This window comes from Amycolatopsis sp. PSD-21, from assembly GCF_055561455.1.
Genome location: NZ_CM145712.1, coordinates 7,672,165 through 7,694,121, shown reverse-complemented (window position 1 = coordinate 7,694,121; position 21,957 = coordinate 7,672,165). Strand labels below are relative to the sequence as shown.

The 21,957-nt window shown below is 69.3% G+C and carries 24 protein-coding genes; 7 read left to right on the top strand and 17 right to left on the bottom strand.

Features of this window, described 5'->3' with window-relative positions:
- Window positions 1-13: 13 nt before the first annotated feature.
- Window positions 14-889, top strand: a complete 876-nt coding sequence (locus tag ACZ1DY_RS36150; protein WP_465482360.1) for an NAD(P)-dependent oxidoreductase — start codon at window positions 14-16, stop codon at window positions 887-889.
- Window positions 886-1,365 carry a pyridoxamine 5'-phosphate oxidase family protein gene (locus ACZ1DY_RS36145; RefSeq protein ID WP_465482359.1) on the top strand — a complete coding sequence of 160 codons (480 nt, stop codon included), beginning with the start codon at window positions 886-888 and terminating at the stop codon, window positions 1,363-1,365. Before ACZ1DY_RS36150 ends, ACZ1DY_RS36145 begins: the two co-directional genes overlap by 4 nt.
- A 175-nt stretch (window positions 1,366-1,540) precedes the next feature.
- Here the strand turns inward: ACZ1DY_RS36145 and ACZ1DY_RS36140 are convergent, their stop codons facing one another.
- The 4 genes from ACZ1DY_RS36140 to ACZ1DY_RS36125 form a co-directional block, all read right to left on the bottom strand.
- Complete coding sequence (locus tag ACZ1DY_RS36140) at window positions 1,541-1,963, bottom strand: VOC family protein (protein WP_257484525.1); 423 nt, start codon at window positions 1,961-1,963, stop codon at window positions 1,541-1,543.
- Window positions 1,942-2,136: a hypothetical protein gene (locus tag ACZ1DY_RS36135; protein WP_020631236.1), complete on the bottom strand. Its 195-nt coding sequence runs from the start codon at window positions 2,134-2,136 to the stop codon at window positions 1,942-1,944. Before ACZ1DY_RS36135 ends, ACZ1DY_RS36140 begins: the two co-directional genes overlap by 22 nt.
- A gap of 111 nt (window positions 2,137-2,247) precedes the next feature.
- Window positions 2,248-2,742, bottom strand: a complete 495-nt coding sequence (locus ACZ1DY_RS36130) for a GNAT family N-acetyltransferase (protein ID WP_465482358.1) — start codon at window positions 2,740-2,742, stop codon at window positions 2,248-2,250.
- Window positions 2,743-2,846: 104 nt separating this feature from the next.
- Complete coding sequence (locus ACZ1DY_RS36125) at window positions 2,847-3,626, bottom strand: IclR family transcriptional regulator (protein WP_465485752.1); 780 nt, start codon at window positions 3,624-3,626, stop codon at window positions 2,847-2,849.
- A gap of 111 nt (window positions 3,627-3,737) precedes the next feature.
- Here ACZ1DY_RS36125 and ACZ1DY_RS36120 point away from each other — a divergent pair, with 111 nt between their 5' ends.
- A complete protein-coding gene (locus tag ACZ1DY_RS36120; protein WP_257484528.1) occupies window positions 3,738-4,646 on the top strand; it encodes an SDR family oxidoreductase in 909 nt (302 codons plus the stop codon).
- On the opposite strand, the gene ACZ1DY_RS36115 is transcribed toward ACZ1DY_RS36120, so the two are convergent.
- Together ACZ1DY_RS36115 and ACZ1DY_RS36110 are read right to left on the bottom strand one after the other, a co-directional pair.
- Window positions 4,637-6,154: a PH domain-containing protein gene (locus tag ACZ1DY_RS36115; protein ID WP_465482357.1), complete on the bottom strand. Its 1,518-nt coding sequence runs from the start codon at window positions 6,152-6,154 to the stop codon at window positions 4,637-4,639. The two genes, ACZ1DY_RS36120 and ACZ1DY_RS36115, sit on opposite strands and share 10 nt — an antisense overlap.
- Window positions 6,151-6,648, bottom strand: a complete 498-nt coding sequence (locus tag ACZ1DY_RS36110) for a PH domain-containing protein (RefSeq protein ID WP_126735651.1) — start codon at window positions 6,646-6,648, stop codon at window positions 6,151-6,153. Before ACZ1DY_RS36110 ends, ACZ1DY_RS36115 begins: the two co-directional genes overlap by 4 nt.
- A gap of 147 nt (window positions 6,649-6,795) precedes the next feature.
- Here ACZ1DY_RS36110 and ACZ1DY_RS36105 point away from each other — a divergent pair, with 147 nt between their 5' ends.
- Window positions 6,796-7,716 carry a proteasome assembly chaperone family protein gene (locus ACZ1DY_RS36105; RefSeq protein ID WP_465485751.1) on the top strand — a complete coding sequence of 307 codons (921 nt, stop codon included), beginning with the start codon at window positions 6,796-6,798 and terminating at the stop codon, window positions 7,714-7,716.
- 204 nt (window positions 7,717-7,920) lie between these two features.
- Here the strand turns inward: ACZ1DY_RS36105 and ACZ1DY_RS36100 are convergent, their stop codons facing one another.
- Window positions 7,921-8,574 carry an NAD(P)-dependent oxidoreductase gene (locus ACZ1DY_RS36100; protein ID WP_257484530.1) on the bottom strand — a complete coding sequence of 218 codons (654 nt, stop codon included), beginning with the start codon at window positions 8,572-8,574 and terminating at the stop codon, window positions 7,921-7,923.
- 141 nt (window positions 8,575-8,715) lie between these two features.
- On the opposite strand from ACZ1DY_RS36100, the gene ACZ1DY_RS36095 reads away from it, so the two are divergent.
- Window positions 8,716-9,540, top strand: coding sequence for a class I SAM-dependent methyltransferase (locus ACZ1DY_RS36095; RefSeq protein ID WP_257484531.1), 825 nt, complete (start codon window positions 8,716-8,718; stop codon window positions 9,538-9,540).
- Here ACZ1DY_RS36095 and ACZ1DY_RS36090 read toward each other — a convergent pair.
- Both ACZ1DY_RS36090 and ACZ1DY_RS36085 read right to left on the bottom strand, forming a co-directional pair.
- Window positions 9,537-9,743 carry a YciI family protein gene (locus tag ACZ1DY_RS36090; protein ID WP_257484532.1) on the bottom strand — a complete coding sequence of 69 codons (207 nt, stop codon included), beginning with the start codon at window positions 9,741-9,743 and terminating at the stop codon, window positions 9,537-9,539. The two genes, ACZ1DY_RS36095 and ACZ1DY_RS36090, sit on opposite strands and share 4 nt — an antisense overlap.
- Window positions 9,744-9,773: 30 nt before the next feature.
- Complete coding sequence (locus tag ACZ1DY_RS36085) at window positions 9,774-10,208, bottom strand: MarR family winged helix-turn-helix transcriptional regulator (protein ID WP_126732862.1); 435 nt, start codon at window positions 10,206-10,208, stop codon at window positions 9,774-9,776.
- Between the two features lie 110 nt (window positions 10,209-10,318).
- On the opposite strand from ACZ1DY_RS36085, the gene ACZ1DY_RS36080 reads away from it, so the two are divergent.
- Together ACZ1DY_RS36080 and ACZ1DY_RS36075 are read left to right on the top strand one after the other, a co-directional pair.
- Window positions 10,319-10,984 (top strand): nitroreductase/quinone reductase family protein, encoded by a 666-nt coding sequence (locus ACZ1DY_RS36080; protein ID WP_465482356.1) that lies wholly within the window; start codon window positions 10,319-10,321, stop codon window positions 10,982-10,984.
- 200 nt (window positions 10,985-11,184) lie between these two features.
- Window positions 11,185-12,042 carry a hypothetical protein gene (locus ACZ1DY_RS36075; protein ID WP_465482355.1) on the top strand — a complete coding sequence of 286 codons (858 nt, stop codon included), beginning with the start codon at window positions 11,185-11,187 and terminating at the stop codon, window positions 12,040-12,042.
- 35 nt (window positions 12,043-12,077) lie between these two features.
- Here the strand turns inward: ACZ1DY_RS36075 and ACZ1DY_RS36070 are convergent, their stop codons facing one another.
- From ACZ1DY_RS36070 to ACZ1DY_RS36035, 8 genes are all read right to left on the bottom strand, one after another.
- Window positions 12,078-13,304, bottom strand: coding sequence for an RNA polymerase sigma factor (locus ACZ1DY_RS36070; RefSeq protein ID WP_465482354.1), 1,227 nt, complete (start codon window positions 13,302-13,304; stop codon window positions 12,078-12,080).
- Window positions 13,305-13,709: a YciI family protein gene (locus ACZ1DY_RS36065; protein WP_257484536.1), complete on the bottom strand. Its 405-nt coding sequence runs from the start codon at window positions 13,707-13,709 to the stop codon at window positions 13,305-13,307.
- Between the two features lie 96 nt (window positions 13,710-13,805).
- Entirely contained in the window at window positions 13,806-14,798 is a 993-nt protein-coding gene (locus tag ACZ1DY_RS36060; protein ID WP_465482353.1) for an isopenicillin N synthase family dioxygenase, read from the bottom strand.
- Between the two features lie 31 nt (window positions 14,799-14,829).
- On the bottom strand, window positions 14,830-16,419 hold the full coding sequence (locus tag ACZ1DY_RS36055) for a DHA2 family efflux MFS transporter permease subunit (RefSeq protein WP_465482352.1): 1,590 nt from the start codon (window positions 16,417-16,419) through the stop codon (window positions 14,830-14,832).
- Between the two features lie 68 nt (window positions 16,420-16,487).
- On the bottom strand, window positions 16,488-17,834 hold the full coding sequence (locus tag ACZ1DY_RS36050; RefSeq protein WP_465482351.1) for a UDP-glucose dehydrogenase family protein: 1,347 nt from the start codon (window positions 17,832-17,834) through the stop codon (window positions 16,488-16,490).
- A gap of 110 nt (window positions 17,835-17,944) precedes the next feature.
- Window positions 17,945-19,135 carry a hypothetical protein gene (locus ACZ1DY_RS36045; protein ID WP_465482350.1) on the bottom strand — a complete coding sequence of 397 codons (1,191 nt, stop codon included), beginning with the start codon at window positions 19,133-19,135 and terminating at the stop codon, window positions 17,945-17,947.
- Window positions 19,132-20,232, bottom strand: coding sequence for a Gfo/Idh/MocA family oxidoreductase (locus tag ACZ1DY_RS36040; RefSeq protein WP_465482349.1), 1,101 nt, complete (start codon window positions 20,230-20,232; stop codon window positions 19,132-19,134). Before ACZ1DY_RS36040 ends, ACZ1DY_RS36045 begins: the two co-directional genes overlap by 4 nt.
- Entirely contained in the window at window positions 20,210-21,652 is a 1,443-nt protein-coding gene (locus tag ACZ1DY_RS36035; protein WP_465482348.1) for an FAD-binding protein, read from the bottom strand. Before ACZ1DY_RS36035 ends, ACZ1DY_RS36040 begins: the two co-directional genes overlap by 23 nt.
- Between the last annotated feature and the right edge of the window lie 305 nt (window positions 21,653-21,957).

Here is a 21,957-nt window from a genome sequence, read left to right as displayed (position 1 = left end):
CGAGGCTGGTCACATGAGTACGACACCTGACCGAGTCGCCGTGATCGGCCTCGGCAACCTGGGCCACGCGCTGGCCGAAACCTTCTTGCGCCAAGGGATTCCCACGACCGTTTGGAATCGCGACGCCGCCAAGGCGGACGCGCTCGTCGCCGCCGGGGCGACGGCGGCGGCCACGGCCGCGGAGGCGATCGCGTCGAGCGACCTCGTGCTCGTCGCGCTGCTCGATGCCACCGTCGCCCGGCAGGTCCTGACGACGGCGGGCGATGCCGTCGCCGGGCGCGCGCTGGTCAACGTCACCTCCGGCGGGCCGGAGGACGCGCGTGAGCTGGCCACCTGGGCCGCCGAGCACGGCGCGCGGTACCTGCACGGAGCCGTCTACGCGGTGCCGCAGACGATCGGCACCGCAGGATCGTCGATCAGCTACAGCGGCGCCCAGGAGGTTCACCAGCGCTGGCAGCCGACGCTGGATCTGTTGGGTAAAGGCACTTTCCTCGGCGCCGACGCCGGTCTCGCGTCGGGCTACGACGTCGCCATCTTGGCCGGGATGTACGGCATGATCGGCGGTTTCCTGCACGCCACGGCGATGGCGTCGGCGGCCGGGGTGCGCGCCACCGAGCTGACGCCGATGCTGCTGTCCTGGCTGGCGGATTCGTTCCCGGCGCTGACCACCTTCGCCGAGGAGATCGACCGCGGCGGTTACACCGGTGGCGAGTCCAGCCTGGCGATGAACCAGGCGGGGCTGAGCACGATCATCCGCGCCAGCCGGGCGCTGGACGTCCCGCCGGACACCCTGCTCCCGATCAAGGACCTGATCGACCGGCAGATCGCGGCCGGACACGGCGCGGCCAGCCTGTCGCGCGCCGTCGAATCCTTCAGGAGCGCCGCATGAGCACGACGACCCGGGACTTCGGTGAGCTGGAAGCGGAGTTCGACAGCTACGTGGGAGCCATCAACTACGCCACGATGGTGACCGTCGACGCCCAGAACCGCCCGCGAATCCGCGTGCTCATCCCGGTGTGGGAAAAGGTCGACGGCCGTCCGCTCGGCTGGCTGGCCACCTTTCGGACCCCGGTGAAGGCGGCCCATCTCGAAGGCAACCCGCATACCAATTTCTCTTACTGGGCACCGGGGAACAACTCGGTGGCGATCGACGCGGTGGCCGTCTGGGACAACGAGCCCTCGGTCAAGGAGCATGTGTGGGACCTGTACCGCAAGACCAGCCCGCGCGGCGCCGGCTACCCGCTCGGCAATTTCTGGCAGGCACCGTCCGACCCGCGGCTGCATGTGCTTCGCCTGACGCCGTGGCGAGTCCAGGTGATCCGCGGCGCCGACCTGCGCAGCCGGATCTGGCGCGCGGACCGGTAGCCGGATCGTCGTGGGTGTTCCCGGGCCGCCGGAACGACCGGGGAACACCCACGACTGTCACGCCTCACGCGAGGCGCGACGCGCACGAGGGCCGCGCGCTCGGTCATGAAGGGCACAGCCGACGGGACCAGGTCCCTTCATGACACCCCCAGTGGCGGGCCCTCGCAGGCCCGCCTCAGGAGAGGCAGAGTTCGTTGCCCTCCGGGTCCGCGATCGTGATCCACTCGGCGGGCCCTTGCTTGCCGCGGTGCAGGAACGTCGCGCCGCGCGCGGTCAGCCGCTCGAGCTCGGCCTCGATCCTGCCCGCCCCCATCCGGATGTCGAGGTGCAGCCGGTTCTTGACCGTCTTCCCCTCGGGCACCAGCTGGAAGAGGAACCGCTGCCCGGTCTCCGGATGGACGATCGCCGCGCCGTCCTTCCACACCAGGACACCGTTGTGCGTGGTCGTCGCTTCTTCGGCGGCGTAACCCGCGGAGACCATCTCGCGGATGAACTCCTCGTTGCTCTCCTCGACCCGCCACCCGAGCATCTCGGCCCACCAGTCCGCGAGGGCGTGCGGACGGGCGGAGTCCACCGTCACCTGGAAGTCATACGCCATACCGGCACATTAACGACCCGCCCCGACAATTCCGGGCGGTCGTGCCCGCTGACCACGGTGAACCGCCATTTGTCGACCCCGCCGCCGATGATCTCGGCGTAGCGCCGGGCGCCGTCCGCGTTGGCGAAGCGCACCTGCTGCCCATTGGTGAGATGGGTGATCTTGACGGCCATCCGTGCCTCCCTGAAGTCCGGTGCCGGCCCGCGGAGCTTCCCCCTCCGGGGCCGGCGCCGACAGTAGAACACATGTTCGATGCCCGTCGCCAATCCGACCCCCCGGGCGGGTCATCTCCGCATGGTCACCCGCGGCCACGCGTCCAGGCCGCGGGCGATTTCGTGGTCCCGGACGGCTCGGAGGCCGTCTGTGAGGCTCTCCTCGTCGAGCGTCACGAAGCCGAGCCGGGCGTAGTACGGCGCGTTCCACGGCACCTCGGTGTACGTCGTCAGCGTCAGCCCGGCGAGCCCTTCGCGCGAAGCCCACTCCGCGGCGTGCTCGATCAGCCGCCGCCCGAGGCCCCGGCGCGCGTGATCCGGATGGACGGACACCTGCTCGATATGGCCGTGGCCGTCGACGATCTCGGCGAGCAGGTACGCCACCGGTCCGTCGCCCGCGTCCCACACCCAGGCCCGGTCCGCGCACTGGAAGGCCGTGAGGTCCGCGATCGACGGCGGGTCGTCGTCGGCGATCGCGGCCATGCCGAGCGCGCGGAACGGTTCGCCGGCGGCGCGTTCGATCTCCTGGAGCGCGGGCAGGTCGTCGGGGGTGGCGAGTCGGATCACGGTTCGAGTTCTACCCCGCCGCGGCGCGTGGGGCGCGTGAATTAGCGGCGAGGTTCCCGTGACCGGATGGACGACACGCGTGATCAGGCGGACGACACGCGTGATCAGAGGGCGAACGACGAAACGGCGCGGTGGATCCGGCTCGCGTACGACTGGAGCGCGACGATGGCGGCCCGCTTCGCGTCGTCACCGATCCGGGTGGCGGGGGCGGCCAGCGTCAGCACCGCGGGCCGGTGCCCGGTGCTCGGGATCGGCACGGAACACGACCAGACGCCGTCGTCCAGCTCGCCCCAGCTGACCGCGAACCGGTTCGTCCCGGCGCGTTTGACCTCTTCCCGCACGCTCGGGCCGCGGCGCTGGACGATCGACGAAAGGCGTCTTTCTCGTTCGCCCTCCGGCAGCATCGCGAGCAGCATCTTGCCCGACGCGCCGGTGCCGAGTGGGACGGAATGCCCCGGCTGGAAGGTGAAACGCATCGCGCGTTCGCATTCGACCCGGTCCGCGCAGACCGCGGATTCGCCGAAATGCTGGAACAGCAGCACCGTCTCGCCGAGGTCGCGGGCCGCCTCCTCCATCGCCGGACGGGCCAGCCGGGCGAGGTCGTTGGCCAGCTGCGCGGCCCGCGCGAGCGGCATCACCTGGCTCGTCACGTGATAGCGCCCCGTCCTGCCCTCCTCCAGGAGCTGGAGTTCCTTCAGCAGCGCGACATAGCGATAGGTCGTGGCGACCGGGGTGCCGATCCTCGCCGCGAGTTCGGCGACGCTCGCGTCCCAGCGGCGTTCGGAAAAGGAGAGCAGCAGCTGCAGTACTTTGCGCGAGCTGCTGGCGCCGGGGGTGCGTTTCGGCGGGGCGGTGGGGTTCACGGATCGTGCGGCAGGCGTCATCTCGACCTCTCGCCGGAGAATCACGAAGAGTCAAGAAACTAGCACATTGTGTGAATTGCGGACCAGGGTCTTTGGTCAACGAACAAGCGGACTTCTTGCTAGGTTCGGCCCATGGGAAAGCCATTGACCGGCAAGATCGCGTTGGTCGCCGGGGCGACTCGCGGGGCAGGGCGGGGAATAGCGGTCCAGCTGGGCGCCGCGGGCGCGACCGTTTACGTGACCGGTCGCAGTACCGGTTCCCGGCGATCGGAAATGAACCGCCCGGAGACGATCGAGGAGACGGCGGCGCTCGTCGACGAGGCGGGCGGACGCGGGATCGCGATCGCCGTGGACCATTTGGCGGCGGACGAGGTCCGCGAACTGGTGGAACGGATCGACGCCGAACAGGGTGCGTTGCACGTGCTGGTCAACGACATCTACGGGGCGCCCATCGAATGGGGAAAGTCGGTCTGGGAGTCCACTTTGGACGTCGGACTGCGGACCCTGCGGCTCGCGATCGACACCCACGCCATCACCAGCCATTTCGCGCTTCCGCTCATGATCAGGAATCCGGGCGCGCTGGTCGTCGAGGTCAACGACGGCACCGCCGCGTACAACTCGGAGAACTACCGGGTTTCGTTCTTCTACGATCTCGCCAAGACCGCGGTGAACCGGATGGCGTTCGCGCTCGGGCACGAATTGGCGCCGCATGGCGGTACCGCGGTCGCCGTCACGCCGGGCTGGTTGCGTTCCGAAGCGATGCTCGACGCTTATCGGGTGACCGAAGAGAATTGGCGGGACGCGACGAAGGTGCAGCCGCATTTCGCCATTTCTGAAAGCCCGGCGTTCGTCGGCAGGGCGGTCGCGGCACTGGCCGGTGACGCGGAAGTCGCCCGCTGGAACGGGAAATCGGTGTCCAGTGGCGAATTGGCGAAGGAATACGGATTCACCGACCTCGACGGCAGCCGTCCCGATTGCTGGCGCTATCTCGTCGAGGTCCAGGATCCCGGCCTTCCCGCGGACGTCACCGGCTACCGCTGAACCTCCCGGCGCAGGAACGGCGTGAGGAGACCTGGCGCCGCCTGCTCCGCCATCGCCAGCCCGGCCGATTCGCCGACGTCGACCACCCGGTAGCCGCCCTTGCCCGCCGCGATCGGGGCCGTCACGGTGATCAATCCGGCGCGGCGCTGGAAGAACGAGCGGCTGACGACGACGCCGGTGAGGCCCTCGCGCCGGATCGCCACCGTCGCCCGTGCCAGTGAACCCGACCGGCTGACCAGGTACCGCCCGACGATCGCGTGGCCGAGGTTGCGGTAGCGGTCCCAGCCCACCAGCGCGGCGAGCGGGACCAGGCCGAGCGCGACCTGCCACATCCAGGACGGCAGGAAATCGATCCACGCCAGGCCGAAGAGGGCGGCCGCCAGGATCAGCACGCCGCCGACCGCGCGAGTGAGCCGTCTGGTCAGCGCCCGCCGGGGATGCCGGTCGAGCGGGACGGTGGCCGGGTCGAAGTTCTCCCGCAGCACTTCGGCCGCGACCTCGTGGACCCGGCCCACGGGCGCGGGCGGCAGGAGCAGCCCACCTCCCTTGTCCCCGCCCTTGCCCTCACGCAACCCGCCCACGATCGCGGTGAGCCGCGCCCCGCCCGCGATCCGCAGCGGCAGCGGCTCCTTCACCTCGACGCCGCGAAGCCGTTCTTCTTCGATGGACACCGACCGCGTGGTGATCAGCCCGCGCCGGACGTGCAGCGTGCCTTCCGTCTCCCGGGTGAGCTTGAAGTTCCAGAACGACAGCACGTAGCCGCCGACGGAAAGCAGGGAGACGACCACGAGCAGGGCGACCGCCGCGACGACCACGATCAGCCACACCGCCGTGTTCGCCAGATCGTCCAGGAGATCCCGCAGCGGGCCGACGTTCTCCGGGGCGATGTTCAGCTGGTGCGCGAAATGCCAGACCGCGGCGAAGATCGCGCCCACCACGGCTAGGCCGGACAGGGTGAACGGCGCGTACCGCACCCACCTGCGGTCGACCTCCGCCACGACCTGCTCGGGCGGCGGCGCCTCGGCTTCGGTGGTGATCTCCTTGCGGTGCAAGAGAACCGTGCGCAGCCGGTCGGCCTCGGTCCGGCTGACGGCGTCGAGCACCAGCTGGTCGCCGTTCGCGCCCTGGGCGGGTGAATGCCGTCCGGTGCCGATGCGCACGGCGCTGAGGGAGAACAGGCGGTGCTTGGGTTCCGAGGTGACGTCGACCGTGCGCACCCGGTCCAGCGGGATCGCGCGATGTTTGCGCAGCAACAGGCCGGTGGTCCATTCCACCTGACCGTCGGCGATGCGGTACCGCGAGGTGAGCACGTGCGAGACCCCCACGAACACGGTCAGCGCGGTCACGCCGAGCCCGAACCATTCCCAGCCGTTGCCCCGGCCGAGGATCACCGTCCCGATCAGCACCGGCAGCGATTTCACGACGTCGAGCACGGGGCGGATCAGCAGCATGCGGCGGTCGAGCCGGTGCCACTGGCCGCCGGCGTCCGGGAGCGCCTCGGTGCTCACGTCGCGTCACCGGGAGTGGCCTGAGTGGTCTTCGTGAGCTCCGCGGCCAGCTTCAGCGCTTCGGTGTGGTCGAGACCGGCGATCTTGACCGGGCCCGCGGCCGAGGCCGTCGTCACGGTGATCTTCGCCAGCCGGAACAGCTGCTCGACCGGGTCGCGTTCGATGTCGACGGTCTGGATCCGCGAGATCGGCGCGATCCGCCAGTCCTGGCTGAGCCAGCCTTCCTGGGTGTACACGGCCTCGCCGGTGACCTCCCAGCGGTGGATCCGGTAGCGCCACTGCGGCATGACCAGCAGATGCAGCGGCGCGATCACGCAGGAGATCGTCAAGGTCACCGTGAGCCACGTCGGCGCGTCGTCGCTCGTGAGCACGAACACCGTCTGCGCCGCGATGAGGATCACCCAGCCGACCGCGGCCCACACCGTCCAGTAGCCGATGGCGCGCCTGCTCACCCGATTGGCGGGCGGGCGCAGGCCGAGCGTCTCTTCTGTCACCCCTCCACCCTGCACCACGTCCGTGCGGACCGCCCACGACGGCTGTCACGGACCGATAGGATCCAAGCCACCGTCGGCGGAATGGATACCCCCTATCGGGGCGTTGGCATCGGTGGACGGTCGTACCCACGAAACCTGGAGGATCTGGTGGCGCTGGACCCGGAAGACCTGTACGAGGTGGACTCGGACGTCCCTGACCTCGGCGGGGCCGTGCTCCTGCACTACTTCGACGGCTTCATGGACGCGGGTTCGGCGGGCAAGCTCGTCGCCGAGCAGCTCCTGAACTCCTCCGAGCACCGGGTGATCGCGCGGTTCGACGTCGATCGCCTCATCGACTACCGCTCGCGCCGCCCGGCGATGACCTACTCCATCGACCACTGGGAGGCCTACGACGCCCCCGAACTGGTCGTCCACCTGCTGCACGACGCCGCCGGGGTGCCGTTCCTGCTGCTCACCGGGCCGGAACCGGATCACGACTGGGAGCGGTTCTGCGCGGCCGTGCGCGGGCTGGTCGAACGCTGGGACGTCCGGCTCACCACCGGTTTCCACGGCATCCCGATGGGCGCGCCGCACACCCGCCCGCTGGGCGTGACCGCGCACGCGACGCGGAACGAACTCGTCGGCGAGCACCGTCCGCTGCCCAACCGGATGCAGGTGCCGGGCAGTATCGCCGGGCTGCTGGAGTTCCGCCTCGGCGAGTGGGGGCACGACGCGTCCGGATTCGCGGCGCACGTGCCGCACTACCTGGCGGACTCGACGTACCCGAGCGCCGCGCTGAACCTGCTCGGCGCCGTCGCCGCGGCGACCGGGCTGAACCTGCCGGACGGCGACCTGCGTGAGGCCTCGCACGAGGCGGAGGCCGAGATCGCCCGCCAGGTCGCCGGATCGGAGAAGGTCGCCGACGTCGTGCGCGCGCTGGAGCAGCAGTACGACACGTTCATGGAGGCGTCCGGCAAGGAGAGCCTGCTCGCGGAATCGGTCGAGCACATGCCGACCGCCGAGGAGCTGGGCAAAGAGTTCGAGCGGTTCCTGGCCGAGCAGAACGGCGGCGACGCGCCGGAGCGCTAGGCCCACGTTGGCCTGCAAGTACATGAAGGCCCCCTTCACTGCGCTAGACGCAATGAAGGGGGCCTTCATGTACTTGGGGTGCCGGCGACCGTGGCGCGAAAGTACTTGGGGTGCCGGCGATCGTGTCGCGAAAGCCACTTTCGAGACGCCTGGTGTCCCGAAAGTGGCTTTCGCGACATCATCTCCGAACAGTCCAGGCCACCGTCAGTGGTCGATCGCGACCATGACCCGGGAATGTTTCGGCCGCTCGATCTCGTCGACCAGCGCGACCGCGAGATCCGCGTAGGAGAACGGCCCCGCGTCCGCCGCGCGCGGCAGCACCCGGTGGTCCCCGCTGCGGTACTCGCCCGTGCGCCCGGCGTGCTCGTCGAGCATCACCGGCGGCGGCGCGACGACCACCCAGTCGAGTCCTTCGCCGGACGCACGGAAGACCTCCAGTTCCGCCGTGTGCCCGAGCGAGAACTCGCGGTGTTCGGGTGGCCAGCCCGGCTGGTCGTGGAAAGCGACGCCCGGGGCGATCTCCAGCGCCGACCCGACGCCGACGACCACCAGTCTCGCGACACCGGCCCGGCCGAGGCCGTCGATCAGCGCGTGCGCGGCGGCCGGGTAATACTCGCGTGACGGGAGATCCGCGCGGTAGATGGAACTGATCGCGGCGTCGTGCCCGGCGGCGGCCTTCGCGACGTCGTCCGCGACGGTGACGTCGGCGGCGGTCAAGGTGACGTTGTCCCCGGCGAGATCCTTGTGGCGGCCGGGATCCCGCACCGCGGCGGTGACCCGGTGCCCGCGGCTCACGGCTTCGGCGACGGCCCGGCGCCCGCCGCGTCCGCCCGCCCCGAAGATGACGATCCTGCTCATCGTGCTCCCTTTTCCCGTGCCGGCAACCGAATGCCGGCGGTGATCCCGATGCTAGGAGCGGACCCCTCGGTTACCGCAACGAAACCGACCCCGCACGTTCCGGTCCCGTTCACCCGGATGGCCCTGGTGTATCGTCCCGGGATGCGTCACCTGGTACCCCATTCAGCCCTGAAAACCTTGGGCCGGTCGGCCCGTGGCACGCTCGGCCGGGGCCTGCACCGGCTCGCCCGCCGATTCCATGATCCTTATACGGAGGAATTGGAACGGGTCGTCGCGGAACTGCGCGAAGAGATCGTCCGGCAGGGGGATCGCTGTTTCGATCGGATCGTCGAGTTCGAAATCCGGAGCCGTCGCGACATCATCTACGCTGGCGACCAGGACGCGGCAAAGGACAGCAATCGTTTCGCCCGTGAGCAGCTGACCGGGACCAAGCATTTCGCGAGTCCGGAAGAGACGCTCGCGTACGCGCTTTCCCTTGCCCCGTCCGGAGGAATGGCCCTCGAATTCGGCGTCGCGACCGGGAACACACTGGGCGCGATCGCCAGGGCCCGTGGTGGTGTCGAGACCTACGGATTCGACTGGTTCCAAGGATTACCGGAGAACTGGCTCAACGGGATGCCAGCCGGTTCGTTCGCGCGCGACGACCTGCCGGACGTCCCCGGCGCCGAACTCGTCGTCGGCCTTTTCGCGGACACGCTTCCCGGTTTTCTCGAGCGGCACGAAGGCGTCGTCGATTTCCTTCACGTGGACGGCGATCTGTACAGCTCCGCGAAAACCGTGCTCGATCTGGTCGGCCCGCGGCTGCGGTCGGGCAGCATCGTGCATTTCGACGAGTTCTTCAACTATCCTGGCTGGCAGCGGCACGAGTACAAGGCGTGGCTGGAATACGTCGAACGCACCGGCGTCGAATTCGAATACGTGGCCTACACCTACACCGACAACCAGGTCACCGTCCGGATCACCTAGAGCAGTTCGCGGACCTCGATCGTGCCGATCGCGGCCCACGGGTGGCTCTTCGCCGCCTCGACGGCCTGTTCACGGCTGTCGCGTTCGAGGATGTCGATCCCGCCGATCTGTTCCTTCGTCTCGGCGAACGGACCGTCCGTGAGCAGTGCCTCGCCGCCGCGGACGCGGACGGTCGTCGCCGAGGCGGGCGGATGCAGTCCCATCCCGTCGACACGCAGGCCGCACCGCTCCTCCTAGTCGGTCAGTCCGTCTTCGTAGGCGCGCAGGGTATCGATGAACAGGCGCCGTTCGGCCGGGGTCAACGGCGTGAGCGCCTTCTGCCAGGCGCGGGCGCCCTGCGCGAGCCAGCCGTCGATCGCGGGCCGCATCCGCTCGGCGATCGCGACGATCCGCCGCCGCCGGTCCGCTTCGTCCTCGCGCCGGTCGAGCACGTCCTTCTTGGTCAGCTCGCCGACCATCAGGCTCACCGTGGTCGGGGCGACCTCGAGCCGTTCGGCCAGTTCGTTCACCGTCATGGGCCCGTCGAAGAGCAGGTACGACAACAGGGACAGGTGACGCGGAGCCAGTGACAGCGACTGGAGCTCTTCGGGGATCTTGATCCGCTTCGCGCGCCCGACCATCCGCGGCATGAGCAGCAGCAAAGCCCGCACGGCGTCGTCGACTTCCATGTCCTCGGTTGACACCGGCCACCCTCCTGGATACCTTTGCAAGCAAAGAGGCTTTGCTTGCAAAGCAAAATAGCTTTCACGATGATGCTACCTGGGGAGTACCGGTGCTGATGACCACCGCGGACGCCGGAACGGGGCGTCCCCGCACCACTCGTGTCGACTGCCGCCCGTCCGGAAGCCGGTACCTGGTGTTCGCGCCCGACGGCGATTCACCTTGGTATCGCGACCTTCTGGTCAGTCCACAAGCGACACTGGAAATCGACGGCGTGCCGCATGCCGCGCGTGCCGTGCCGCTCGAAGGCGGGGAACCGGGTTTCGCGCTGCATCTCTTGGAGGTCGACGCCGCCCGCGGCCGGGCGATCGCCGATCAGCTGCTCGTCCACCACGGGGAGCTCCGCAAGACGCTGGCGGCGGCGCGGGCCGAACTCGACGGCGCGCCCGCCGCGCGCCGGACAGAGCTGCGGGGCGAACTGCTCGGCCATTGCGTGACCTTCTGCAACGACCTGCGCATGCACCATCTCCGCGAGGACGGCGCGTTCACCGCGATCGAGAAGGCCCATCCCGGGCTCGCGCCGGCGCTGAAGCGGCTGCGTCAGGAGCACGAGACCGTGTCCCGAGCACTGCGCGATCTCGATCGGCTGCTGCAAGGCAAGGGGGAGATCGAACGCGCCGCGCTACGCGAGGAGTTCGAGCGCGTCGTGAAGGGACTCGAAGAGCACTTCGCCTATGAGGAGGCGAACCTGATTCCCGCGCTTCGCGGCGAAGGCGCGAGCTAGCCGGCGTTGGTCACAGCTTGGGAACGAGCGTGGTGATCGAACTGCTGACCGAAGACGGGTGCTGCGCACCTGGAACACGCGGGCGGGTTGCTCCGAGCGGGTGAGAGCGGCGTGCCATCCGGCGGGAAACACCGGTAACGAACGCCTGCCACCCGGCGACTGATCGTTGTCCGCACCGACGTCCGGGATTGTGAGAACCGATGAAGCTTCGAAGAGCCACACTTCTGTCGCTCGTGGTCGCGGCCGCCACCATCACGCTCGTGTCTCCGGCGCCCGCCTCCGCCGAGACTCCCACCAGTTCGGTGGTGGTAAGCCCGACCACTGTCCAGCGTGGACAGACGTTCACCGTCGAGCACTCGCTGTACAACGCGCTCACGGACGCGGCCATCGAGGGCGGGGCGGCGACGCTCTACACCGCCGAGACCCCGCTCACGGGGATCGCCGATGTCGTCTCGTGCCCGGGCGCGCTCAGTTGCAGCTCGCACGTCGTGAGCATCCGCGGCGGGGTCGGGGACGTGGCTCCCGGAGACAGCCGCAAGGTGACTTTCACCCTGCGGATCAAGGACGACGCCCCGCTCGGCCCGGTGACCCTGCGGCACCAGTTCCTGGGTGAGAACTACAGTTTCGAGACTTTCGACGGCCCCGTCCTGACCGTCACCGGTGGCACGACCGCCGCCGATCTCGGGGTCACACTGACCGCGTCCCCGCGCGGGCTCCTGACGTCGTCGATCGAGTACACGGTCAAGGTGACGAACGCCGGCCCGGCCGCGGCGTCCGGGATCCGGGTGGCGTCGGCCCTCGGCAACGGGCTGCGCTTCACCGGCTCGCCGTCCTGCTCGAACCCGGGCGGCACGAAGGTCGTCAACTGTGACTTCCCGTCGCTCGCCTCCGGAGCCAGTGCCACCGCCAAGTTCTCGGTGGCGACCGGGCTGCTGACCGTCGGGCCGGTCAAGACGACCGCGAAGATCACGCAGAGTTCCGTCGCCGATCCGAACGCGGCCAACGACACCGCGTCGTCGACCTGCACGGCGATCACCGGGCTCCTGGTCAGCTGCTGACACTCCTGCTGGGTCGTGAGTGGTGTCTTCACCACTCACGACCCGCGCAGGCGTTCCGCCCGCGCGTGGAGATACCGCTGCTGCGGCAGGCTCGTGGCCAGCCGCGCGGCGTCCACATAGGACTCGGCGGCTTCGGCGGTGTCCCCGGCCATCTCCAGCAGATGCGCACGGGCGGCGTGGAACCGGTGGTCGCCGGAGATCCGGTCGCCCAGCTTTTCCAACGCCGCCAAGCCTTCCCTCGGCCCTTGGGCCATCCCGACGGCGACGGCGTGGTTCAGCGCCACCACCGGATTGTCGGAGAGCCGCAGCAAAAGCGCGTACAGTGCTTCGATCTGCGGCCAGTCGGTCTTCTCGGCGCTCGGCGCCTCGTCGTGCAGCGCGGCGATGGCCGCCTGGATCTGGTACTGCCCGGTCGGCCCGTGCGGCAGCGCTTCGGACAGCAGCGCGATGCCCTCGGCGACGTACTCGGTGTTCCACCGACTCCGGTCCTGTTCGGACATCGGGATCGGCGCGCCGTCCGGCCCCGTCCTCGCCGGACGGCGCGCATCCGTGAGCAGCATCAGCGCGAGCAACCCGGTGACCTCGCTGTCGTCCGGCAGCAGCCGGTGGACGATCCTGGTCAGCCGGATGGCTTCGGCGGAAAGATCGCTCCGCACCAGATCAGGGCCGGACGTGGTGGCGTACCCCTCGGTGAAGATCAGGTACAGCACGTGGAGCACCACGTCGAGCCGTCCCGCCTCCGGCGGCATGCCGAACGGGACACCACCGGCCTTGATCCCGGCCTTCGCGCGGCTGATCCGCCGGGTCATCGTCGCTTCGGGCACCAGGAACGCGCGGGCGATCTCCGCGGTGGTGAGGCCGCCGACCGCGCGCAGGGTCAGCGCGATCTGCGACGCGGGCGACAGGGACGGGTGACAGCACAGGAAGAGCAGGACGAGCGTGTCGTCTGAGTCGGCGGCACTCCGGTCCGCGGCGGGGGCGAGATACTCCTCCGGCAACGTCCGCTGGACGACGGTGTCCTCGCGACGGCGTCGCGCCTGCTCGGCACGGAGGAGGTCGGTCAGCCGCCGCGAGGCGACCGTGATGAGCCACGCGCGCGGGTTTTCGGGCCGTCCTTCGGCGGGCCACTGCGTCGCGGCCGCGAGCAGCGCCTCCTGCGTCGCGTCCTCCGCCAGGTCGAAGTGACCGTAGCGGCGGACGACGGCGCCGAGGACCTGCGGAGACAGCTCGCGCAGCAGGTCTTCGACGCCGCTGTCCGGCACCTAGAGCTCCAGTTCTTCGAAGCTGTCGGCGCACGGCCGGATGTCGACGTACCAGTCGCGGCCGAGGTCGCTGCCTTCCGGATGCGGGGTGTTCGCCAGCTGGGCCGCGATCTCGATGGCGCGGTCGTAGCTCGCGCAGTCGACGGTCGTGTAGCCGACCAGGACCTCCTGGGTCTCGGCATACGGCCCGTCCGTCACCACAAGGGAGCCGTCACGCAGGGAGACGCGGCGGGCGTGCGCCGGCTGGGAGAGGCCCTGCGCGTCGACGAACTCGCCCGATTCGACCAGGTCGTTGTTCCACTTGCCCATGAACTCGTGCAGGGCCGTGACCTCGTCGCTGCTCCAGGCGCCGGCGATGTCGGTGAGGTCCTTCTGCGACCCGAACATCATGATCATGTACTTCATGGTTCTCTCCTCTCGGCGGGCACCGCTCCGGTGCCTTCTGCCGGGGACGTCGGAGCCGCCGGACCGGACCGGACATCGTCCGCCGAGGATTCTTCCTCAGCCGCGGCCGGCCGCGGTGTTCATCGCGTCGGCGGGTTCCAGTGTCCGCCCGCCGGTGATCTTGGCGTAGAGGTGCGCACCGCCGAGGACCGGCGGATACTTCGGCGGATTGCCGGCGGAATGGCAGGTCGGGAGGCATTCGAACCGCGCGTCGTGGTCGCCGTCGAAGAAGAACGCCACGCTCCGCCGCCGTGACGGCCCCGGCCCGGACGGCGGCACGACCCGGTGCAGGGTGGAGCGCCAGCGGTCGTTGGTCCACTGCGCGGTGAGGTCGCCGAGGTTCACCACCAGCGCGTCCTCGGCGGGGACGACGTCGTGCCAGGCGCCGTCGGGGCCGTGGATCTGGAGGCCGGGGACCGGGTCGGCGTAGAGGACGGTGACGATGCCGTAGTCGGTGTGCGCGCCGAGCCGCATCTGGCCCGGCAAGGGCTCGGGCGCTCCGGCGCGGCGCTCGAAGTGATTCACTCGCAAGGTGCGTGTCGGATGCCGGGTGTACGCGCCGAGGTAGCCGTCCGGCAGCCCGAGCGCCTGCTCGAAGATCTCCAGCAGCACTCGCGCGACCCGGTGCGCTTCGTCGGCGTACGCGGTGAGCGCGGGACGCAGGTTCTCCGGCGCCTCGGGCCAGATGTTGGGGACGAAGAAGCCGTACGGGTCTTCGCCGTCGATGTGCTCCGCGCCGATGACGAACGATTCCGACAGGTCGGGCGGTGTCTTCTCGCCGAGGCTGTACGCCAGCCCTTCGGTGCCTTCGGCCGCGTACCCGCGATCCGAGGCGCGGTCGGCCGGCGCGGATCGGAGCTTCTCCTCGACGGGGAGCGCGAAGAAGGCAGCGGTCGCTTCGCACATGTCGTCGATCGTCGCCCGGGGGATGCCGTGCCCGACGACCTGCAGGAACCCGACGCGCCTCAACGCCTCGTCGACCGTGTGCGCGAGCTGAGTGCGGTCGCCCTCGTGCCAGGTGCTCAGGTCGACCGTCGGTACGAGAGTCATACAGCGACGGTAGCCAGGTCCGCGCCGGTGCTCACCGGGTCGCGGTCATCCGATCGGGCGATCTGCGCTGCCCGATCGGCCCCCGCAGGTTCACCGAGCACACGAGGCCGAGGATCAGCGCGCCGACGGGAAGCAGGAAAGCGGCCTTGACCGCGTCCGTGAGCGCGGCACCGGTGACCTGCGCGGCCAGCTCCCGGGCCTGGGCCGCGATCTCGGACGGCAGCTCCGCGGGGACGTCGGGAGCGCCGCCGAACTCGCTGGCGACGGCCGCCGCCCCGGCTTCCCCGGTGAAACCGTCGACGAACCGCTGCCGGAATTCGGCGGGCAACGCCGCCGCCGCTTCGGGAGCCCGCGCCGTCATCGAGGCACCGGCCCGCGCCTCCACCAGCACACCGACGGCCGCGCCACCGAGCACTCCGCCGACCTGGCGCGCGGTGTTGAAGATGCCCGACGCGCTGCCGACCAGCGAACGCTCGACGGAGTTGAGGGTCACGTTGTTCATCGGGGAGAAGGTGAACCCGACCCCGAGGCCGCAGAGCAGCAGCCCGGGGAGCAGGGCCTGCGGTGAACTCGCGGGGATGATCACCAGCGAGACGAGGCACAGGCCGCTGCTCAGGGAGAGCATCCCGAACGCCAGCAGGTACTTGGGATTCACCCGGTCCGAGAGCCTGCCCGCGAACGGTGCGACGCCGCCGGACACCAAGGCGAGCGGTGCGATGAGCAGCCCGGCGTCGGCCGGGGACAGCCCCAGCACCGATTGGACGTAGACGACGAACAGCAGCAGCATGCTGGTCATCGTGAAACCGACCGTCACCGCGGACGCGGCACCCAATGAGAAGTCGCGGTGGTGGAAGATCCGTAACGGCAGCAGCGGTTCGCGGCGGTTGGCCCGTTGCCACAGGACGAAACCACCGAGCAGCAGCACCCCGGCCCCGATGATCTCGAAGGCCGTGCCCCAGCCGTATGTCTGTCCATTTTGGATACCGAAGACCACGCAGACGAGACCGGTGCCGAAGAGCAGGATGCCGGGAACGTCGAAGCGGTGCGAATTCCCCGGCCGCCAGTCGGGGACGAGGACGGCGGTGAGCGCCAGCGCGATCAGCCCGACGGGGACGTTGGCGAAGAAGATCCATTCCCAGCCGAGCCGGTCGACGAGCACCCCGCCCAGTACCGGACCGGCGATCATGGCGAGGCCCGCGACGCTGCCCCAGGCGCCCATCGCCGGGCCGCGTTCGTCCGGCGGGAACAGATGCGTGATGAAGGCCGTGGTCTGCGGTGTCATCAGCGCGGCACCGAAACCCTGCACCGCGCGGGCGGCGATCAGCGTCTCGACGTCGCCGGCGAGCCCGCACCAGAGCGACGCCGCGGTGAACACCAGCAGCCCGGCGACGAAGACGCGTTTCGGCCCGAACCGGTCGCCCAGCCTGCTGGCGGGCAGGATCGGGACGGCGTAGGCGAGCAGGTACACGCTGGTCACCCAGATCACCGCGGTCAGCTCGGTGCCGAGTTCGCGCACCATCGACGGCACCGCGATGTTCACGATGCTGATGTCGAGCATGACCATGAAGAAACCCAGGCACAGTGCGAAAAGCGCGGGCCAGGGCCGGGTTCGCTTCGGCATCGGTCCTCCTCTTCCGGCGCCGGAAGGGACGGACGACGGGCGGGATCGCCCGCCGTCCACCCCCGTGGTCATCCTGCTTGCGTGACCATTTCGGCGACGGGCGCCACGGGGGCCCAGACGCTGTCCGGACGGCCGATGCCCTGGTAGGCGAGCCCGGACCGCGCCACGGTGTGCGGGTCGAGCAGGTTCCGGGTGTCGATGACGGACCGGCCGTGGAGCCGGTCGGCGATCCGTCCCCAGTCGAGGGCGCGGAACTCCGGCCATTCGGTCAGCAGCACCACCGCCGCCGCCCCGTTCGCCGCGTGATAGGCGGTCCCGGCGATCCGCACGGCGTCCGTCACGCCCGCCACCGGCGCGTGGACGCTGGGGTCGTAGCCGGTCAGTACCGCGCCTTCGGCGGCCAGCAGCGCCGCGATCGCCAGCGACGGGGAGTCCCGCAGATCGTCCGTCCCGGCCTTGAACGTCAAGCCGAGCAGGCCGATCCGGACGCCGGCGAGGTCGCCGCCGACGGCCTTGCGCACCTTGCCGACCACGAGCTCCTGCTGCTTCACGTTGGTTTCGATCGCCGCCCGCAGCAAGGCGAAATCGCTGCCCGCCGACTCCGCGGTGCGCAGCAGCGCGAAAGTGTCCTTCGGCAGGCAGGAGCCGCCCCAGCCGGGGCCCGGCCGCAGGAACGACTTGCCGATCCGCTCGTCGTACCCCATCCCGGTCGTCACGTCGTCGATACTCGCGTCGAGGTATTCGCACAGCTCCGCGACGGTGTTCACAAAGGACAGACGCGTCGCGAGGTAGCAGTTGGACGCGTACTTGATCAACTCGGCGCTCGCGGAATCGGTCACCAGCACGGAGGTGTCGAGCTTGTCGTACAGCTCGGCGACCCGGCGGGCGGGGACCGGGTCGCGATCGGCCGAACCGACCACGACCCGGTCGGGGTTCAGGAAGTCGTGGACCGCGAACCCCTCGCGCAGGAATTCGGGATTGGACACGACCGCGACGTCGGGGCGATCGATCAGGCCGGCGACGCGGGCCGCCGTGCCGACGGGGACCGTCGACTTGTTCACCACGACGCAGCCGGGCGGCAGGAGATCCCGCACCTCGGCCACGACGGATTCCAAGGCGGTCAGATCCGCCGCGCCGCTCGCGCCCATCGGTGTCGGCACGCAGAGGATCACGATGTCCGCCGCCGCGGCCGCCGCGCTCGCGCCGAGGACGAACCGCAGCCGTCCGGACGCCAGCCCGTCCACGACGAGTTCGCAGATCCCCGGTTCCCTGATGGTCGCTTCTCCGCGCTGCAGCGCGTCGAGCTTTTCCTGGTCGACGTCCGCGCACACGACGCGGTGCCCCAAGGACGAAAGGCACGCGGCCGTGGTCAGCCCGACGTAGCCCGCGCCGATGACGGCGACCTCTGCCCCCATAGTTGCATCCATTCCCTTACCCTCCAGTTGTTCGACGTCGCCGGGCAGCACGGAACCGCACTGCCCGGCGACGTCGCGAGATACGGATCTTCAGCCGGACGAACGTCGTGTCACTTGGCGTGCGGGATCGCCCTGATCCCCTCGTACGGGGTCTCCCGGCCGAGGTAGTCCACCGTTTCGAACAGGCCGATGGCGTCCATCGGGTAACGCGCGCCCGCCTCCGCCGCGAAGACGCACGGCAGGATCTGCTTCCGCTCGGAGGCGGCGGCCTGACCGCCCTTGCGGATGTGCTTGTGGGTGTGGATCAGGATCGGCATGTAGCCGCCGCCGAGGAACGAACCCGACTGCAGCACCGCCCCGCCGACGCAGTCGATCACGCAGCCCTTGCCGAGGATCGCGTCGCGGCCCTGGTAGTAGTACGAAGGTGTGGCGAGCGTGCCGTGCTCCACATGGAACACCCCCGCCGAAAGGCCGATGATCGAGCGGCCGCAGGTCCGCAGCACCGACCGGTAGAAGTCGACCAGGATCGGCCGCACGGTCGTGTCCGGAAGCGAGAACTCGCCGCACATCAAGGTGATGCGCACCAGTTCCGCGAGCGTGAGGCCGGAGCCGTGCTCCCCGGGGAACTCCTGGTCCCACGGCACGAGGTAGTCCGACGGCGCGACCATGGTCGTCCCGACGTCTTCGAGGATCAGCCGCTCCGGTTCGCCGACCGGTTCCTCCGGCAGGACACCGTTCGCGAGGATGCGGACGGCGAGCATGTGCCTGCTCTCCAGCGTTTTCGCCCGGCTTGCCGCGATCAGGAGGTTGAGCCTGCCGGTCACCGTTTCGGGGATGTCGAAGAGGTGGTCGATACCGTCGGTGGGGACGGCGATCTTCGCCTGCAGCCCGCGGGCGGGCAGCGGTTCGTAGGCGTCGACGACCTCCTGGAGGGCACCGGCGTACTCGCCCGTCCCGGCCTGTACGAGCCGTTCCGCGGCCAGAGCCCGGTAGTCGTAGGGGATCGAGGTCGACGTCGACAGCACGACGTCGGCGAGCAGGGCGCGATACCGGTCGTCGTCCAGCGACGACGCGGCCAGTTCCAGTGACAGGTAAGGGGATTCGTCACCGGGGCCGTGGATCCAGCTCGCGGTGAACGGTGCCTCGAACCGGCACGCCTTCGAGAACAGCGCCCGGGCGGCGTCGTCGTTCTTGATCTGGCCGGTGACCTCGGCCAGCGCCACGTCGCGGTCCGAGACCTCGGGCAGCATGTCCTTGGCCGGCCGCAACAGTGTCGAAAGATCCTCGATGCTTCGCGTCATGCTTCGCTCCCAATCCGTGCGAACTTCTCGTTTTCCGTTGTCTGCGGGAAGATTCCGGTGAACAACGCCGAACCAAGGGCGGCGAGGAACCGGTGCTCGGCGGGGCGGACCACCGTGGTGCCCTCGTCGAGATGCTGCAAAAGGTCCAGCTGGGTCAGAAGTGCCTCCTTGAAATGGTTGACGGCGATGCGGAAATGGCGCGCCGGAGCGGCGGTGTCCCTGATGTGGACGGTGTGGACGTTCTTGTGGTCGGGATCCGCGCCGAAGAACGGTTCGAAGACCAAGGTGACGTGCTTGCCGGAGCGGAGCTCGACGTCCGCGAACCGGTACCGGAACTCGGACCCGTACGGGATCACCGCCGGGGCGATGAAATCCCTCGAAACCCTTTCCGGGAAAGCGAATCCGGCCAGCTCGGGGAAGGCGATGGCGCCGGTCGACGACGTGTAGAGCTCGACCTCCGGGATACCGGGAGCCGTGGTCCGCACCCGCATCTCCGGCGTCACCGAAGACGGCACCGTGCGCAGATAGGTCCGGTACGCCGCGGACGGGAGGATCGCGCGCAGGATGCTCAGCATGTGGAAGCCCTCGTAGCCTGCTTCGCCGTACTGGGTGTCGACGAATCTGCCGTTCGCGACGTCGAGTTCGCGGTTCTTGGTGAATTCGACGGTGATCTTCCTGATCGGATCGGACACGGCGGATTCCCGCACCGACGCCGCGAAGCGCTGCACGGCTTCGCTGTGCGAGTACACGTCGTTGACGATGATCCGGGCACGGGGATGGCGCCGGACCGTGTGGCCGAGATCGGCGAGGTCGTCCGGGTAGCAGGCCGGTTTCTCCAGCAGGACACGGGCATCGGGCCGCCGCCGCAGTATCTCGTCGACGATCGCGAGATGGGACGCCGTCGGGGTGGCGACCACCCAGGCGTCGACCGCCGCGGGATCCGGCACCTGCGCCACCCGCTCCCAGTCGGCGCCGTCGCCGATGTCCACGGTGCGGATCCGGTGGCCCGCCTGCCCGTAGCACGTGGCGTACAGCGAGCCGATCTTGCCGAGCCCGACGATCACGATCGTCTTCTCAGCCAGCACTGGTGCCGACACGGGCTTCCCCTCCCCGTGACCGGATGGCGTGACGGGCGGCGGACGTTCCCGCCGCCCGCCCCAGCACGGCGCCCGCCATCATGCCGGTGCCGCCCGGATAGCCCTGGTCGTAAAGGCCGCCCACGATCACGCCCGCCGCGTACAGGCCGCTGATCGGCTCGCCACCACCGCGTACCTCGGCGTCCGGGGTCACGGACAGCCCGCCGTAGGTGAAGGTCAGCCCGCAGACCACCGGGACGAACAGGAACGGAGGCGTGTCGAGTCGCTTCTCCGCCTGGCCGTCGTGCAGCCGCTGGACTTCGGCGGCCAGGTTCGCGGCGTCGATGCCGAGCCGCCGGGCGCCTTCTTCGAGCGAAAAGACCGACACCGACGCCGGATCGCCGACGTAGCCCTTCGGGAGCGCGCCCGCCGAGACGACCTTGTCGTCGAAGATCTGGAAGGCGATCTTTCCGGGCTGTTCCTGGATCTTCTGACCCAGCGTGACGTAGGTGAGGTTGCTGTAGCCGCCGGATTCGTCGAAGAACCGGCGCCCCTCCCGGTTGACCACGACGCCGAGCGGATAGGCGTAGCGGGCGAGGCCATGGGATTTGTGCATCTGCCCCGGCAGCATGTGGTCGGGCAGGTTGATGCCCTGCGGCGTGGTGTGGCATTTTTCCCAGTTGCCCGCGGTGTCGGCGCCGAGGTCGACGGCCGCCGCCAGCGGGGCCCCTTCGTTGAACGGAACGCCGCGCAGCTTCACGTCCCGCCACTCCTCCCCGAGGTGGCGTTCGCGCAGCCGGTCGTTCGCCTCGAAACCGGCAGAGGCCAGCACCAGCGCGTCGGCGAGCATCGGGAACGCGGGGCCGGAACCGTGGAGCAGATACCGGTCGCCGGCGGTCTTCTCGAATCCGGTGACCGCGCTGTCGTAGAAGACCGTTCCGCCGAGCTGTTCGAACCGGGCGAAGTTCCGGTCCTGCAGGCTCTGGCCGCCCCCGTCGAGGACGATCGGCACGTCACCGGGCAGCGGGGTCGGTCTCGGGGCCCAGCGCTGACCGAAGTCGCGCATCCAGGTGATCGTGTCCGTCGACCGGCGGATGATCGATTCGATGAGGGCGACGTCCACCTGATCACCGGACACCGCCAGCCAATCGCCGAGGTACTGCTCGTCGGTGTATCCCCGCCTGCCCGCCAGGATCTCGTCGACGCGGCCTTTGTCCGCCTCCCGTAACAGGGAAGCGATGAATGGGCTTCCTTGCCAGGAGAAACGCATCGTCCTGGTCAGGGAACTGTTTCCGCCGCGTAAATTCTTCGGTGCGGCTTCGAGGACGCTGACCGCCGTCGCGCCCGCTTGTAGTGCGGCTATCCCCGCGCAGAGGCCCGCATTACCGGCGCCGACGACGACTACCTGCCTTTCGGCGACGGCATTTTGACCGTTATCCATCAACAACGCTCCACAAATCCGATGTTCGCCATTCAGGGACGACCGAGTTCGAGCGAGACCGAGCCATACCGCCGGAAGGCACGAAGAAGGGTTATGCCCTCGAACGGGGGCCGAACCGGCGGTACACTGCGGAAATCGCAGCGTTCACTCCTCGCGTGTGCTCAGATGTGCGGCGCACGAGGGTTCTTCTTCGGAATCAGCGCATCGGCCGCCCCATACGGGCGATGCCGGCGTCATCCGGTCTTCAGTGCAGAGATTTCAGTGGACGCCTTCCGAGATGAACCGGGAGTTTCCGCCGGGTTCAC

Coding starts and splice junctions, on each gene's coding strand:
- ACZ1DY_RS36090 (WP_257484532.1), bottom strand. CDS start 9,743: ATGGGACTGCATCCGCCCGCCTCGGCGACGACCGTCCGCGTCCGCGGC.
- ACZ1DY_RS36140 (WP_257484525.1), bottom strand. CDS start 1,963: ATGGCGTATGACTTCCAGGTGACGGTGGACTCCGCCCGTCCGCACGCC.
- ACZ1DY_RS36035 (WP_465482348.1), bottom strand. CDS start 21,652: ATGGATAACGGTCAAAATGCCGTCGCCGAAAGGCAGGTAGTCGTCGTC.
- ACZ1DY_RS36135 (WP_020631236.1), bottom strand. CDS start 2,136: ATGGCCGTCAAGATCACCCATCTCACCAATGGGCAGCAGGTGCGCTTC.
- ACZ1DY_RS36150 (WP_465482360.1), top strand. CDS start 14: ATGAGTACGACACCTGACCGAGTCGCCGTGATCGGCCTCGGCAACCTG.
- ACZ1DY_RS36065 (WP_257484536.1), bottom strand. CDS start 13,709: ATGAAGTACATGATCATGATGTTCGGGTCGCAGAAGGACCTCACCGAC.
- ACZ1DY_RS36080 (WP_465482356.1), top strand. CDS start 10,319: ATGACCACCGCGGACGCCGGAACGGGGCGTCCCCGCACCACTCGTGTC.
- ACZ1DY_RS36095 (WP_257484531.1), top strand. CDS start 8,716: ATGCGTCACCTGGTACCCCATTCAGCCCTGAAAACCTTGGGCCGGTCG.
- ACZ1DY_RS36120 (WP_257484528.1), top strand. CDS start 3,738: ATGGGAAAGCCATTGACCGGCAAGATCGCGTTGGTCGCCGGGGCGACT.
- ACZ1DY_RS36125 (WP_465485752.1), bottom strand. CDS start 3,626: ATGACGCCTGCCGCACGATCCGTGAACCCCACCGCCCCGCCGAAACGC.
- ACZ1DY_RS36075 (WP_465482355.1), top strand. CDS start 11,185: ATGAAGCTTCGAAGAGCCACACTTCTGTCGCTCGTGGTCGCGGCCGCC.
- ACZ1DY_RS36060 (WP_465482353.1), bottom strand. CDS start 14,798: ATGACTCTCGTACCGACGGTCGACCTGAGCACCTGGCACGAGGGCGAC.
- ACZ1DY_RS36050 (WP_465482351.1), bottom strand. CDS start 17,834: ATGGGGGCAGAGGTCGCCGTCATCGGCGCGGGCTACGTCGGGCTGACC.
- ACZ1DY_RS36145 (WP_465482359.1), top strand. CDS start 886: ATGAGCACGACGACCCGGGACTTCGGTGAGCTGGAAGCGGAGTTCGAC.
- ACZ1DY_RS36100 (WP_257484530.1), bottom strand. CDS start 8,574: ATGAGCAGGATCGTCATCTTCGGGGCGGGCGGACGCGGCGGGCGCCGG.
- ACZ1DY_RS36055 (WP_465482352.1), bottom strand. CDS start 16,419: ATGCCGAAGCGAACCCGGCCCTGGCCCGCGCTTTTCGCACTGTGCCTG.
- ACZ1DY_RS36045 (WP_465482350.1), bottom strand. CDS start 19,135: ATGACGCGAAGCATCGAGGATCTTTCGACACTGTTGCGGCCGGCCAAG.
- ACZ1DY_RS36085 (WP_126732862.1), bottom strand. CDS start 10,208: ATGGAAGTCGACGACGCCGTGCGGGCTTTGCTGCTGCTCATGCCGCGG.